This is a genomic window from Vibrio sp. 10N.239.312.C11 (assembly GCF_041466065.1).
Lineage (GTDB): Bacteria > Pseudomonadota > Gammaproteobacteria > Enterobacterales > Vibrionaceae > Vibrio > Vibrio tasmaniensis_A.
Map to the genome: position 1 here is coordinate 1 of NZ_JBFSRZ010000080.1, position 13,389 is coordinate 13,389.

The 13,389-nt window shown below is 42.6% G+C and carries 14 protein-coding genes and 1 pseudogene; 10 read left to right on the top strand and 5 right to left on the bottom strand.

The window, feature by feature from the left end:
* The first annotated feature begins 128 nt into the window (after window positions 1–128).
* On the top strand, window positions 129–314 hold the full coding sequence (locus tag AB6D07_RS21480) for a hypothetical protein (RefSeq protein ID WP_020477199.1): 186 nt from the start codon (window positions 129–131) through the stop codon (window positions 312–314).
* Between the two features lie 77 nt (window positions 315–391).
* On the opposite strand, the pseudogene AB6D07_RS21485 reads toward AB6D07_RS21480, so the two are convergent.
* A pseudogene (locus tag AB6D07_RS21485) lies at window positions 392–550 on the bottom strand (IS110 family transposase); the annotation flags it as partial.
* Window positions 551–629: 79 nt separating this feature from the next.
* On the opposite strand from AB6D07_RS21485, the gene AB6D07_RS21490 reads away from it, so the two are divergent.
* The 9 genes from AB6D07_RS21490 to AB6D07_RS21530 all read left to right on the top strand — a co-directional run bounded on the left by AB6D07_RS21490 (window position 630) and on the right by AB6D07_RS21530 (window position 6,340).
* Window positions 630–1,439, top strand: a complete 810-nt coding sequence (locus AB6D07_RS21490; protein ID WP_009846786.1) for a class I SAM-dependent methyltransferase — start codon at window positions 630–632, stop codon at window positions 1,437–1,439.
* A 103-nt stretch (window positions 1,440–1,542) separates the two neighbouring features.
* Window positions 1,543–1,881, top strand: coding sequence for a hypothetical protein (locus AB6D07_RS21495; protein WP_012603990.1), 339 nt, complete (start codon window positions 1,543–1,545; stop codon window positions 1,879–1,881).
* A 148-nt stretch (window positions 1,882–2,029) separates the two neighbouring features.
* On the top strand, window positions 2,030–2,704 hold the full coding sequence (locus AB6D07_RS21500; RefSeq protein WP_017103061.1) for an HAD family phosphatase: 675 nt from the start codon (window positions 2,030–2,032) through the stop codon (window positions 2,702–2,704).
* Window positions 2,705–2,918: 214 nt separating this feature from the next.
* Complete coding sequence (locus AB6D07_RS21505) at window positions 2,919–3,416, top strand: DUF2867 domain-containing protein (RefSeq protein ID WP_029222934.1); 498 nt, start codon at window positions 2,919–2,921, stop codon at window positions 3,414–3,416.
* A gap of 207 nt (window positions 3,417–3,623) precedes the next feature.
* Window positions 3,624–4,160 (top strand): GNAT family N-acetyltransferase, encoded by a 537-nt coding sequence (locus AB6D07_RS21510; protein ID WP_029222935.1) that lies wholly within the window; start codon window positions 3,624–3,626, stop codon window positions 4,158–4,160.
* A 194-nt stretch (window positions 4,161–4,354) separates the two neighbouring features.
* A complete protein-coding gene (locus AB6D07_RS21515) occupies window positions 4,355–4,807 on the top strand; it encodes a hypothetical protein (protein ID WP_017103063.1) in 453 nt (150 codons plus the stop codon).
* Window positions 4,808–4,917: 110 nt separating this feature from the next.
* Entirely contained in the window at window positions 4,918–5,250 is a 333-nt protein-coding gene (locus AB6D07_RS21520; protein WP_009846781.1) for a hypothetical protein, read from the top strand.
* 59 nt (window positions 5,251–5,309) lie between these two features.
* Entirely contained in the window at window positions 5,310–5,591 is a 282-nt protein-coding gene (locus tag AB6D07_RS21525) for a hypothetical protein (RefSeq protein WP_009846780.1), read from the top strand.
* A 452-nt stretch (window positions 5,592–6,043) separates the two neighbouring features.
* Complete coding sequence (locus AB6D07_RS21530) at window positions 6,044–6,340, top strand: hypothetical protein (protein WP_017097823.1); 297 nt, start codon at window positions 6,044–6,046, stop codon at window positions 6,338–6,340.
* A gap of 156 nt (window positions 6,341–6,496) precedes the next feature.
* Here the strand turns inward: AB6D07_RS21530 and AB6D07_RS21535 are convergent, their stop codons facing one another.
* From AB6D07_RS21535 to AB6D07_RS21550, 4 genes are all read right to left on the bottom strand, one after another.
* The gene (locus AB6D07_RS21535) at window positions 6,497–8,005 is read right to left on the bottom strand and encodes an efflux transporter outer membrane subunit (protein ID WP_017103064.1); all 1,509 of its coding nucleotides are present in this window, start codon (window positions 8,003–8,005) and stop codon (window positions 6,497–6,499) included.
* A gap of 2 nt (window positions 8,006–8,007) precedes the next feature.
* Window positions 8,008–11,127 carry an efflux RND transporter permease subunit gene (locus tag AB6D07_RS21540; RefSeq protein ID WP_198926212.1) on the bottom strand — a complete coding sequence of 1,040 codons (3,120 nt, stop codon included), beginning with the start codon at window positions 11,125–11,127 and terminating at the stop codon, window positions 8,008–8,010.
* 10 nt (window positions 11,128–11,137) lie between these two features.
* A complete protein-coding gene (locus AB6D07_RS21545) occupies window positions 11,138–12,271 on the bottom strand; it encodes an efflux RND transporter periplasmic adaptor subunit (RefSeq protein WP_017103066.1) in 1,134 nt (377 codons plus the stop codon).
* A gap of 100 nt (window positions 12,272–12,371) precedes the next feature.
* On the bottom strand, window positions 12,372–13,250 hold the full coding sequence (locus tag AB6D07_RS21550) for a LysR family transcriptional regulator (RefSeq protein WP_017097827.1): 879 nt from the start codon (window positions 13,248–13,250) through the stop codon (window positions 12,372–12,374).
* Window positions 13,251–13,389: the final 139 nt, after the last annotated feature.

A 13,389-nucleotide genomic window follows, 5' to 3' on the forward strand; every position in this document is an offset into this window, starting at 1 on the left:
AAATACGCGAAACGGGGTTGTTCTATCTTTAAATTTAATTACGCAACAAAGCCCTTATGGGCTCATCATCTCGCAGTAAATCGGTTGCACTTATATCGAGTGTGTTTTTTGTTATAGGTCTTTTATCAATGAACATTGATGGGTTCGGTTTAGCGCCCATATTTGTTGTGTTGATATCCTTCTTTATGCTTATTATTCATAGTTTTCTGCACTTTAGCGGTCGTAAAAATAGCGATGTATTTAATGCTTATGAAGAGTCAGCTAAAACTAAGGCAGCAGCACTAGAGTCTGGGCTGAACAATAAAAATAAGTAATACGGTCAAGCTAGTTCGCTTATAACAAGCGATAGCAATTTTATAGACCAGCTAGCTATTTTTCGCTACTCGCTACTAGCTTCAACGCCTATACGCATGAGTGGCATATTTGCTATTGTAGTCAATAGTTTAGTTAGGGTTACTTACTTATGAAGTAAGACTTTACCATTTTGGTCTACGACATGAAGACTAAAGTGGTTTTTTGTTAGGGCGATACCTTTAAGTATCGTTCTAATAACAAATTTAAGTCGACTGTGTAGTGGTAGCGTTGTCAGCTACTTAATTGGGTGCTCACTGGCAAAGGGGATGTGAACAATGGAAGAATTGATAGCCCAATATACGGGTGCAAACGAAGATGAAAGGCTAACTCGGCAATATATTGCTCAGTTAGAGTTTGATACTACGATACATAAACTCACACCTTATTTACTTAAAGGAAAATCAGTATGTGAGTTAGGAGCAGCAACGGGGCGCTATTCCTTACATTTTGCAAAATTAGGTTGTGATGTTACAGCAGTAGAACTTGCGCCTGACCAAGTGAAGATTTTAAATACTAAAGTAAAATCTGAAGGTCTTGAGTTAAAAGTGTTTGAGGGTAATGCTTGTGATGTGTCATTTATCGAAAGTAGCTCTCAAGACGTTTGTGTAATTCTTGGGCCCTTGTACCACCTAAAAACTCTGCATGAAAGAGAGCTTGCGGTTAATGAAGCACTAAGGATTTTAAAGCCAAATGGTGTACTAGCCATAGCCTATATTTCACGTTTCTTTGTCGCTGGTATGTTTGCCCAACAATTTCCAGAGCTAGTCACTCCGGAGGTGCTTCTAGAGTTAAATAAACATGGCACGGTATCAAACGCTAAAGCCGATAGTTTTTTCAAGGTCGGGTATTTCGCAACGCCTAGTGAAATTGAAAATCTTGTAAACAAAAATGGGTTTAATGTAATTGGACACGCAGCAACAGATGGATTTGGACGTTACATATCTAACGGTGTTAATAACTTTACGCCATCTCAATATCAGACATGGTTAGATTATCATTTAGCAAATTGCGACGAAGCAAGCCTTTTGGGATCAAGTAATCATGGTTTAGTGATCGCTAGAAAAGCCAGTTCACAAAGCAGTTAAGTCGGATTCATAAACGTGTGCCGATTCCGTTTCGCTTCATTATGGCACTCGTACACTCACCGTTTATTGGGACGTTAGCTGTTCTATTGGTATCAGAGGGAATATGTTTAAATTCGTAAGGTTGATAGTGCTATCAAATTTATTAGCACTGCTAATTGTAGTTACTTTCGAGTATTTCACAGGCTATTTGAAACTAGCATTTTCTAGTGATTATGCGTTCTATTCAATGCTAATTCTTCTTGCTCTGGGTTCACTTTTGTCTTTTTCCGGTCATAAGGTCGGATATAGTGACCCTAGTAACATGGCTGGCGTTTCTGCTAGTTCGTTAATTGAAAACGAGTCTGCTAAATCAACCATTGTGACAAAATTAGAGAGTACGTCTGTTGGGCACAGCTTATTGATTGCTAGTTTATTGCCACTACTTTATTGCCTACTATCGTAGCCATCACCGAATAAATTGTTTAACTGGATTCCAAAACGCTCGGCACTTTTGTAATGGTCGGCTTTTGTGGGTAAGGTAGTCATATTAGTTTGGTTGCATTGTTTTTTTCACTGGTTAACTAGGCTTATACGAGCTTGAAAAATCTAACATGGAGAGTGAATTGAAAGATTACGAAGTTTATCTGTTCGATATGGACGGAACATTAGTAAATTCAGAGCCTTTAAAGGGCAAAGCGTTGGCATTAGCTTGTTTAGATTATGGCGCACACGTAGACCACAACATTTACAAAGATGTTATGGGGGAAAGTTGGCAGGTTGTAACGGGGCACTTTTTTGAAAATGCTAATATTGCTCCTGACTTAGAAGAGTTTAATTACCATTTTCGAGCTCATTACGAACAGATGCTCAATGATGGTCTTGAGCTAAATGTTGGGGCTAAGGCTTACATAGAACAGTTAAAACTAGCAGGGAAAAAGTGTGGAGTTGTTAGTTCAGCAGCAACATGGATGGTTGATAATATTTTAACCTCGTTGCAGCTAGAGAATGCTTTTGACCTTGTTATCACACAGGAGCATGTAACTAAGCATAAACCGGATCCTGAAGCCTATACTTTAGCTCTTGGTAGATTAGCGGCTTCACCTGGCCAAACAATTGTGTTTGAAGATTCCACAGCGGGTATTCGTGCTGGTAAATCTAGTGGCTGTGACGTCATTGCTGTTAAGCATAGCTTTAATGGTAAAAATGATCTAAGCGGTGCAGTTAAAGCAATCAGTACATATGAGGAATTGCCCCGTATAAAAAACGAGTATGAGATTAGTAATTAAGATCGAGTAACTGACTTTTAAGTATTGCCTTGCCATGTTGGTCTGCGGCATGAAGGCTAAAGTGTTTTTTAGTTAGAGTGATACCGCTGAAGTAAGAATCATCAGACATGTTACCTCCGGTGTAATCCCACTTAAGTGTAGCAGTTCCTCAGGAGGGGGAGCCCATATTATTCGCTATGGCGCATTGTCGACTTTTCATCATCAAGGAGAGTTTATGTCTATACCCAAGAAGTCACTATTGAGCGAGTATTCTAAAAACTCATATTTCTGTGATAGCTTTTCGAAAAAAATAAAATACAACAACCAAACTGCTATTGAAGTATTTCTTGAAATAGCAACTCAAACACCGACTTGGATTTCATTTCTGATGTCTACGAGAAACTGGGTTGTATCGAAACTCGGTTTAAAAAATTTGGGTGGTCTACAAGATGTATCCCGAGATAAATTAGGTTCAGAATATGTAGTAGGCGAACGAGTCGGTATTTTTACGTTGGTCAGTTCAACTGAGAATGAAGTTGTATTAGAAGACTGTGATAAACATCTTAATGTCCGAGTTTCTTTTCTTATTGAGCCTGAAGGAGAAACCGCGATTGTTCACGCAAATACCGTGGTTCATGTGAACAATGTGTTTGGTAAGATCTATATGTTCTTCGTTACGCCATTTCATAAAATAATAGCACCAAGCTCCCTGAAAGGGTTAGAACAGGCATAACAAATCGGGATTGAGTATGAATACGATACTCTAATTGAGCAGGTGAAAGCTATAAATCAAGAAATATAGCTAGTAATTTAAGCAGACAGTTAACACTTGGCCGTTGCCGTTGCAGTTCGGCTTTGCTTTAGTGATTTAGATGGTAGATTTGAGTGTATTTGGTTACGTTATTGGGCGTTAGCTTACAACGATGAAAAGGAACTTTCGATGTTTAAAATTGAGACAAAGCGGCTGATTATTAGGGATATGAATCCTAGCGATGAAAATGCTTTCGTGGCGATGTCTCAAGATGCTAAATATCAGCGTTTCTATGATGAAAGTGACTGTGACCCTATTAAATATAAAGAGTTAACCAACTTGTTTATAGCCCAGGCGTCTGAAGAACCAAGGAAATCATATCAACTCGCAGTTGAATATAAGAGCACAGGGCAGTTCATTGGTACTGTTTGTTTGCGTTTAGAAGACAATCAGCAAGCTTCAATGGGGTGTGCGTTTTCAAGATCGCATCAAGGTCATAAGTTAAGCAATGAAGCGGCTCTCGCTTTGGCTGATTTTGGTTTTTCAACATTGGGCGTACACCGCATTTATGCGGAGACAATCAGTAAGAATTTACCTGCCATTAAGCTCTGTAAGTCTTTAGGTATGCGTCAAGAAGCGCACTTTAGAGAGCATCGTTTTTTCAAAGGGCGGTGGTGGGATACCATAGTTTTAGCTGTCCTGCGATCCGAATGGGTCAAAGCATAGCCAAGTGGCTAATGTAGATTCGATGTGCTTTATAACAAGGCTTAAACCTGAACAAGGTTATTCTGCTTTGATACTTTGGTTAGGTAGTATCAAGGTAATGCTACTTGGTTTTGGGGAATCTACTTTCATTACTCGCCACGATTATTTAGAAAGGCCGCAGTAAGATAGCTGTTGGCTAGGTAATTGGTTGTTCGTTGTCTATAGGAGATATAACTGTGTTTTATAGTAAGGAATACAACAAGGGGTTGTTGCTCATCCTTGTTTCGATAAGTGCTTTCATTGTCATTATGTCTGATAATAACTCCGGAACATTCATCGCTCACGCCATCAACGGGTTAATTGCTTTGCTCTTTTTCTCCATGACAATTGAGGTCAAAGGCAATGCATTGAGCTGGTATTTCGGTTTTGGTTTTTGGCGTAAGAATGTAGAAGTGTCAGACATAACGGAGACATCGTTTTATCAAAGCAAGTGGTATCAAGGTATTGGCATCCGCATGTTGAGCGATGGTTGGTTATATAATGTATCGATAGGTTCAGCGCTGAAGTTAAGCCTAAGCAATGGAAAGCATGTTTACATTGGTTGTAAGGATACAGACGGTTTAAATGCGGCCTTGAAAGCTGCTAACGAACAGATAACTCAAAAGTGATTTACGAGGCTTGGCACTTTTCGTTTAAAGTTTGACTAATGTTTAAGGTCGTATGGTTTTGGGGCAGTAGCGTTGCTCGGACCATAAACGTGAGGTTGACAGGGAGAGTTATGAATCAACAAGAAGCCTTTATAGGTTTTGCGGTTTATGGGCTTATCAGTAGCTCAATTGGCTTTTTTACGTTTTTTATTATCAAAGGTGCGAAGTACAAACAAACATTGTGGACTTTGCAGTCTGTTGTTTTTGGTATCTTCTCGATTGGTTTTATCTATAGCTCAGGTGGTAATGGGTCAGAATTATTGGTCTGGGTTCCGCTGGTTATCTTGACGTCTATTTACAATATCCACTCATTGAAATTTTGTGTTTCTTGTGGAAAAACTAACGTAAGAAAAAGAGGATTATCATCCATAAAATCATGTAGTGGATGTGGTAATGCTTTATAGTAAAACTACGATATACCAGACGTTTGTTCATTTTTAGTTTCAGCCTTAAAGGAAGTTGTATGAATTTAGATAAAGCTAAAAAACGCATCGCAAAGCAGGTTAAAAAAGGCGACAACGGATACCCAAAAATCACGCTAGCGTATTACGGAACGACAAAAGATCTCGCAACGGAAGTTTCGGTTCAATTTATGTTGGGTGAGAGCGATGGTGTTCAAGAGGAGCGTTTCTCTTGCGAAACAGAAATTCGAGATAATGAGTTAATCCAGACAACGTTACTCAAGATAATCGAGCGAGCGAATGTTAACTCAGTGATTGAAGTTGAAGGCGTGACGGTTCTTTAGTTTGCTTTGAGTCTAAGCGTTTGTTTATTAATGTCGGTTTGGAACCTAATTCAGTCAGCGAACTTAGGTTATAACGAAATTGTCTATATACGTGCTTAAAGGAATAGGGAAATGCAAGAAAATGACACTGTATTACGATGTGGAAACTGTAATAAGAAAACGTCACACATCAGGTTAAGCGCGTCCGAAGTGAAGTTAAAACAGCAGGAGAAAAACACCCTCAAGTCACGAATTCTAAATATTGCATTCGGCGTGTTATTGGGTTCACATAAATCAAAATCAAAAATTAGCTACTTCAAGTGCTCGGTTTGTCATGCTGAGTATGATGATAGCGAAAGCGCTCCCCATGGTTGGGGCTAGTTGGCCTTGTTACTATGAACTCACTTCTCAACGTTTATCGTGAAGATTTGCAGATTATTGGTATGATGTTTCTATAGTCTTCGAGAGGTTTTATGATGTTGAAAATGACAAGTAGTGTACTTGCGGTGTGTTTATTCGGTCTTAGCGTGGGAGCTAACGCTTCGACACTCGAAGAGTGTGCCAAACTCCTTCCTGACGGTCACACTTATAAAGTAGAGATCATTTTAGACGTAGATAAGACTGATAAGGAGCCAACGGTTACTGGTAGTTTTGGGGTGACGGGTGGAGCCGATGCGCCTGAGACTTTCGATATTGGTGATTTTGTCGAGTGCGCAGGCCCTTTGATCAAAACCGTAGACACAGATAGCAACGATGAATCTAAGTCCTAGTCACTTGTTATCTTGTTATCTTGTTGGTCAGCTCATTAGCCAGTTAACGAATTCATAAAAATACCGCCGTAATCAACGGCGGTATTTTTTATTACGTTTATTACATCATTCACCACAGAACAAAGAACATTCAGCAGAGAACATAGAGCAGAAAGACTAGTTAACGTGAGCTAATTCGACACTCTGCGTTTCGTTCGCCACTTTCCAATCTCCACCTAAGGCTTTATACACCGCAATCGTGGTATTGGCGGTTTGAAGCTTGGCGGCTACTTGGCGATCTTGCATCGCTTTTTGTTGTCTTTGTGCGTCTAACACCGACAAGTAATCGACTAGCCCCGCTTTGTATAGCGACTTTGCCTTGCTCACCGCGTTATCAACGGCAAGGGTAGCTTCATCGATGCGCTTTTGGTTCTCTTGGCTACGGCCATAGGCAAACAAGCTTGAATCGACTTCTGCAAAGGCGCTGTCGACAGAGTGTTGGTAGTTAAGCGCTGCAGAACGGAACCTTGCTTCGTTCATTTCTACCATGGCTTCGCCTCGGCCACCATCGAATACATTCCAACTGATACCGGCAGATGCCGCCCAACCGAATGAGTCGCTACTGAACAGATCATCAAAGCTCCCAGCCGTCACACCTGGCGTACCCGTTAGGAAGAACTTTGGATAGCGATTAGCAATGCTTGCACCAAGTTCTTCGTTAATGGCTGCCATTTCGCGTTCTGCGATTCGGATATCTGGGCGTCGTTCTAATAAGTCAGAAGGTAAGCCTGTCGGAATTACATCGTTCATTCGCGGAAGGGTGAATTCACCGACTAAACGTTGGTTTACGCTCGTGAGTGATTCGCCTAACAACACCGCCATACGTTGTTTGTGAACTTGCTCTGCTATTTCAAGTTGAGGAACAATAGATTCAGTCGCCGCAAGCATGGCTTTGGCTTGAGCAAGATCTAACTCAGACCCGTAGCCGCTGCGAACCACTTTGGTGACTAATTCTAAAGTCTGCTTTTGGTCGGCTATGTTCTCTAGTGCGATCATTTTTCGCTCTTGCGCGCCACGATATTGCAGGTAGTTGTGAATGACATCGGCAGTGACTAAGGTGTTCAAGCCTGATTGGAATATCTCGGCTTGTTCAACTCGAATCGTCGCTGCGTTGGATTGTTTGTCGATACGTCCAAACAAGTCCATTTCCCACGCGATGCTCGCACCGAAGAACCGACCATCGTGCTGGGCTTCAAGTAACGACATGCCCGTTGCTGACTCAACCGTATCAGAGGCACCAAATACCGGGCTGAGTAGGGAGTCGTTCTCACTCAGTTGGTAGTTGTAATAACCACCACCGACGTTAATGGTCGGAACCTTGAATGATTCGACCACGCTTTTGTATGAGTTCGCCATGTTGATTCGCTCAGCTGCCAGTTTAAGTGGGATGTTCTGGCTTTGAACATCGACCACTAACTGATTGAGCGTTGGATCATTGAACTGTGTCCACCAATGGTTGTTCTGTTCGTTTTGGCTCACGCCGTCTTGGTTCACATCAGCTTGGCTATATAAGAACGTCTCTGCGATAGTCGTTTGCGGTTCTTCGTAATCTGGGCCAACAGCACAACCTGTCAGCAACAAAGCGAGCGCTATAGGAGCGACTTTAAACTTAGTTAATGGACGCATGTTTATTGCTCCTTGTTGAATGAAGTTGTATTTCCGCTGTTTGAATGCTGAGGTGTTGCATCAAGCACAATCACGGCGTCTTTGATTGCTTCTGCTACTGTCTTTTTTTCTTCAGTTCGATAGAAAAGCTTGTACAGCGCAGGCATCACAAACAGAGACAACACGGTTGCTGCAGCTAAGCCACCGATAATGGTTGCCGCCATCTGGTCAAACAGTAGGTCGCTTAACAACGGGATCATGCCAAGTGCTGTAGTCAGTGCCCCCATTGAAATCGCCATTGTGCGGTTCACGGTTGCTTCTTTGATGGCGTCAGATAGTGAGCGCCCGTTCTTACGTTCAAGTTCTATTTGGTCCATCAATACAATGCCGTTTTTGATGATCATACCTGTTAAGGTTACGGCGCCAATCAATGCCATAAATCCGAATGGTTTATCCAATAGCAATAAGCTGAATGTGGCACCCGTCGCTGCTAGCGGTAGGGTAGTGAAGATAATCACGGGTTGTTTGAATCCGTTAAACATCGCCACCAAGATGATGATCATTAACAAGATTGCTTTAGGTAGCTGTTTAAGAATATCGCTGACGGCTTTGTGCTCGTCGTAATATTCGCCACCCCATTCAAGGCTATAACCATCAGGCAAATGAATCGCTTCAATTTGATCTTTAATTGAGTTCCTCACCGCTGCTGGTGTGGTGTAACGACCGACACCTGCTTGTGCTGTGATGGTTTTTACACGGTCACGGCGCCAAATCATGGTTTCTTCGCTGCTTAATTCAAATCCATCGACAACTTGGCCAAGTGGAACACTGTGGATGCCCAACAGAGATCGAACGGGCAACGTTTCCAATGACTGAATCGAACTCTTTGTGCCTCGCAGTTGAATTGTGACCAGTTCATCGTTTAAGTTCATACGACCCAAGGGCATACCTTCTGACGCTCGCTTCATCGCGAACGCAATATCCGCACGGTTTATACCTGCAGAGCGCATCTTTTCTTGGTTGATGACAGGCTCAAATACTTTACTTTTCTGTCGCCAGTCGTCACGAACGTACTTGGTGTCCGGGTGTACTGCGAAGATTGCTTTTGCTTGCTCTGATAAGCCATGTAAGACCTCGGCATCAGGGCCTGAGAAACGAGCTTCAACGCTGAATTTATCCGCCGTCGCCAATTTTAAGCTTCTAAAGCGAGGGTCTGCGTTCGGAAACTCTTCCATTAACCATTTATCACCGCGTGCAATCAATGGGCTTAGTGACGGAAAATCAGTCGCATTAATCAAAATCTGGCCATAGGCCGGATCGAACGGTTCTGGCTCTATAGTCACTGAGAAGCGAGGAGCACCTGCGCCAACATAGGTTGAAATACTTTCGACTTCCGGCTGTTCCAACAACCATTGTTCGATTCGCTTCATGTCTTCTGAGGTTTGCTCAACCTTGGCACCGTTCGGCAGCCAGTAATCTAGGAACAGGATCGGTCTGTCGGCTTGTGGAATAAAGTTAACGGCAATGTTCGGGATAGCTAATGCAGTCACTAATATCAACGGAACCAAGGCGCTCAATGCTTTAAGCGGATTATCGACAGTCCAGTTGACACTCTTACGGTATAAGCTGACTTTGGTGTTATCAGCTTGCTTGGTTGGCTTGATGAAGAACCAACACATCAAGGCCGTGAAGGTCATCGCAACTAGCCAAGACAGTAACAATGACGACGCGATGATAAGGAATACCGAGCTTGCGAACTCAGCAGCATCGGTTTTTGAAAAAATTACAGGGCTCGCACCCATGATAGCGATAACTGTCGCACCAAAGAGCGGTGTTGCTGTCTCTTTAACAGAGTCAATCGCGGCTTTAGTGCGGTCGATGCCTTTGTTGATTTTCACAATCATCATATCGGTGATGACAATAGCGTTATCTACCAACATGCCGAGGGCAAGAATGAAAGTACCTAGAGAAACTCGGTGTAAGTCAATCGAAGTCATGTTCATGTAGATAAGCGTCAACAAGATAGTCAGCAGGAGGCTCGAACCGACGATGGTTGCGCTTTTTAATCCCATGAATACCGACAAGACGATAAATACAATCGCGACACTTTCTAATAAGTTGCTTACGAAGTTGTCGATCGATTTCTGAACTTCTTCAGGTTGGTTAGCAACTGTCGCAATATCAACACCTAGTGGTAAGGTTGTTTGAAAATCGTTGACGATCTGATTGATTTCATCGCCAAGTGATACCACGTTAACGCCGGTGACTGGGCTCATCGCTAACGTGACTGCAGGTACACCGTTGTAGCGGTTTTCTGTCATCATTGGCTCTTGGTAACCCATTGTGATGTCAGCAATATCACCTAAGCGAATTAAACTGGTTCCCAATTCACTCACGCCGCCTTTGATCATCAGGTTTTTGATGTCGTCTAACGAACTGAACTCACTCGACTGTTGAACTCGGATTCGTTCAGTACCTACTGAAAACTTACCCGCATCAAACGTCATGTTTTGCGTATTCAACTGCGACCAAACTTGTGTGATAGATAGGCCGTATTGCGCCAACCTTTCATCGGGGATATCGATATGAACAACGCGTGGTTGAACACCATGCAGTTCAATCTTCTTAATACCATCGACGGTTTTAATTCTGCGTTGGAGCTCTTCTGCGTAACGTCTTAGCTCAGCTGGCGATGCATCTTTACTGTGGATAGAGAAAAGCATGCCGTAGACTTCAGAGAATTCGTCTTGTACGACACTGATCTGTGCAGTCGAAGGTAGCAATAACTTCATATCAGACACTTTACGGCGTAATAAGTCCCACTCTTGAGGAAGAGCTTTTGAATTAAGAGACTCTTTTAGGTCGACAAATACCATCGACATGCCAGGGCGGGATAAAGAGCGAAGCCGATTAAGTGTCGCCATTTCTTGGAGTTTGGTTTCGACGGTGTCGGTGACTTGTTGTTCCACTTCTTCCGCAGAAGCGCCAGGGTAGAGCGTTACAACGACGGCCGTTTTTATGGTGAAGCTTGGGTCTTCAAGTTTTCCAAGCTCAAAATAAGAAAACAGGCCTGCGATGACACTCAGTGCAGTGAAAAACAGGATGAAGGTGCGTTGTTTGATTGCAAAATCAGCTAGATTCATCATGGTTCACCTACAGGCTTTTAACTTGAATATTGGAGAAGTATTGTCCTTCCACCACGTATTGCGCGCCACTCACGACCACGAAGTCGCCATTGTTGAGCGTCGATTCAACACACACAGTGTTTTTGGACATAGAAATCACATCCACAGTCACGCCATGAGCTTGTTCATTTTTAACCGTGAATACTTGCTCGATACCCGTTTGATTGACTAACGCAGAATATGGCAAACAGAAATTACTGCTCGCTTCTCCAAGTTGAGTCGTCAATGTGACCGCTTTTCCAGGCAATACCGATTTGTCAGTGGAGTCGACATGGTAAGTAACCGCATAGGTCTGCTTGATTGGGTGAGGTGACGTCGAAATTTCAGGGGCATAACCAATTAGTTTAGTCTCTGAACCATACCAATCTATGACAGAACTTTGATTTGGTTTGAACTCATGAATCAAATTTTCAGGTACTTGAATTTTAACTTCAAGTTTATCTGGATTGTGGATTGTGAACACCGAGATGCCCGGCATTACTTGTTCGTACTGGTCAAAATTGGATGCCGCAACCACACCATCGAAAGGGGCGAGCAATTGGGTATAACGAATCGAATCTTTTGCACGGCGTATATTCTGTTCTACGACTTTAACCGCCGCTTCACTTCGCTCGTACCCGCTGATTGCACGGTCTAAGTTAACATCGGCAATCGCATTATCAGCGATGGCTTGTTTTACTCGTACAAGTTCGGATGTCGCCAATTTGTGTGCAGATTTCGCTTCAAGAGCTCGTGCTTGTAACTCTTCTAACGCGACTTGATAGTCATGAGGGTCTAACTGAGCAAGTGGTTGGCCTTTCTTTACTGAATCACCAACAGAGACCATCATATTTTGAATAGTGCCAGGCACACGAAACGCAACGCCAGCCGTTTCCGATGATTGTATCTTGCCAGTAAAAGACTTTTCAGCCGTATGTGAAAGAGGCTCAAGTTGAATCACTTGAATTGGTCGAGCTTGTTTTTGAGGTGCAGTCGCCTCAGAGTCATTACAGCCAAACAGGGCGGTTAAGCTTAGTGCAATGACTGTATATTTGAATATAGGTGCCTGTTGAAAGGTAGACGAACGTTGAAAAATAGATGAATGTTGAAAGATAGGCTTCATGGATTGCTCCTCTTGAATTTATGAAGCGATTCTATCTTTCTATTTCGTTAGGATAATCTAGCCTGCTCGTGAAACACTGTCACAATATTCATTACAATGGCTAGAGTTTTGGAAGTTCTTGTAATAGAAAATCAATCAAAAGCTGTGCTGAATGGCTTAACGCTTTACGCTGAGGGTAGAGCAACCATGCTTCTTCTTTTTGAAGATTGTCGTCGGGGAATAGGTTAATCAAGCTACCGTCTTTGAGTTGATGTCGCACCAAAAGTTCTGGTAACAACGCGATACCTCTATGTCGAATAACACCGCCTTTAACAAAGCCAATGCTGTCACTGACGACCGAAGGTTCTACTTTGATGGTGTGATCTTTGATGTCCCATTCTTTATCGATGTCCCCACTTGGCCACCTGAAGCAAACAAATGGGTAATTAGTGAGCTCTCTTAGGCTTGAAGGCTTGCCTTGTTTCTCAATAAATTCAGGGCTTGCGACAAAAATACGTTGAAGAACCATCACTTTACGGGCAACCACGTTTGCATCGCTCAACGTACCACCATGCATAGCGAGGTCTAACCCTTGACGGTACATGTCGACAAAGCCGTTACTAATGTTGCGAATATCAAGCTCAACTTTAGGATACATATCTTGGAATTTAAACAGAGTCGACTGCATGATATCGCTGGTTTCAGGCAATAGACCAATCTTAATTTGTCCGTGTGCAACCTCTGACAGGTTGGAAGCGACATGGTTTGCTTTGTCGAGCGCACTTAATGCATTGAGTAGTTCTTTGTAATAGAGCTCGCCAGATTTAGTTAAGGAGAGACTTCGTGTGGTTCTAAAGAACAGTTGAATGCCGAGAGATTTCTCAAGGTCGTTAATTCTACGGCTAACGTTAGCTCGCGGAAGGTCAAGAGCATTAGCGGCGGCAGTAAAACTACCCAGTTCGACAACGGTGGTGAACAACTTAAGATCTTCGATTTTCATAGGGTTGGTTTCGAATTTGGGTATTGGATGACAACAGTTATCGTATATCAAATAGTACATAAAATCGAAAAAACAACGAATAATTAATGGCTTTGTTGCGTAATTCAATGGAACTAAATCAAGAACCTACGATCTGATC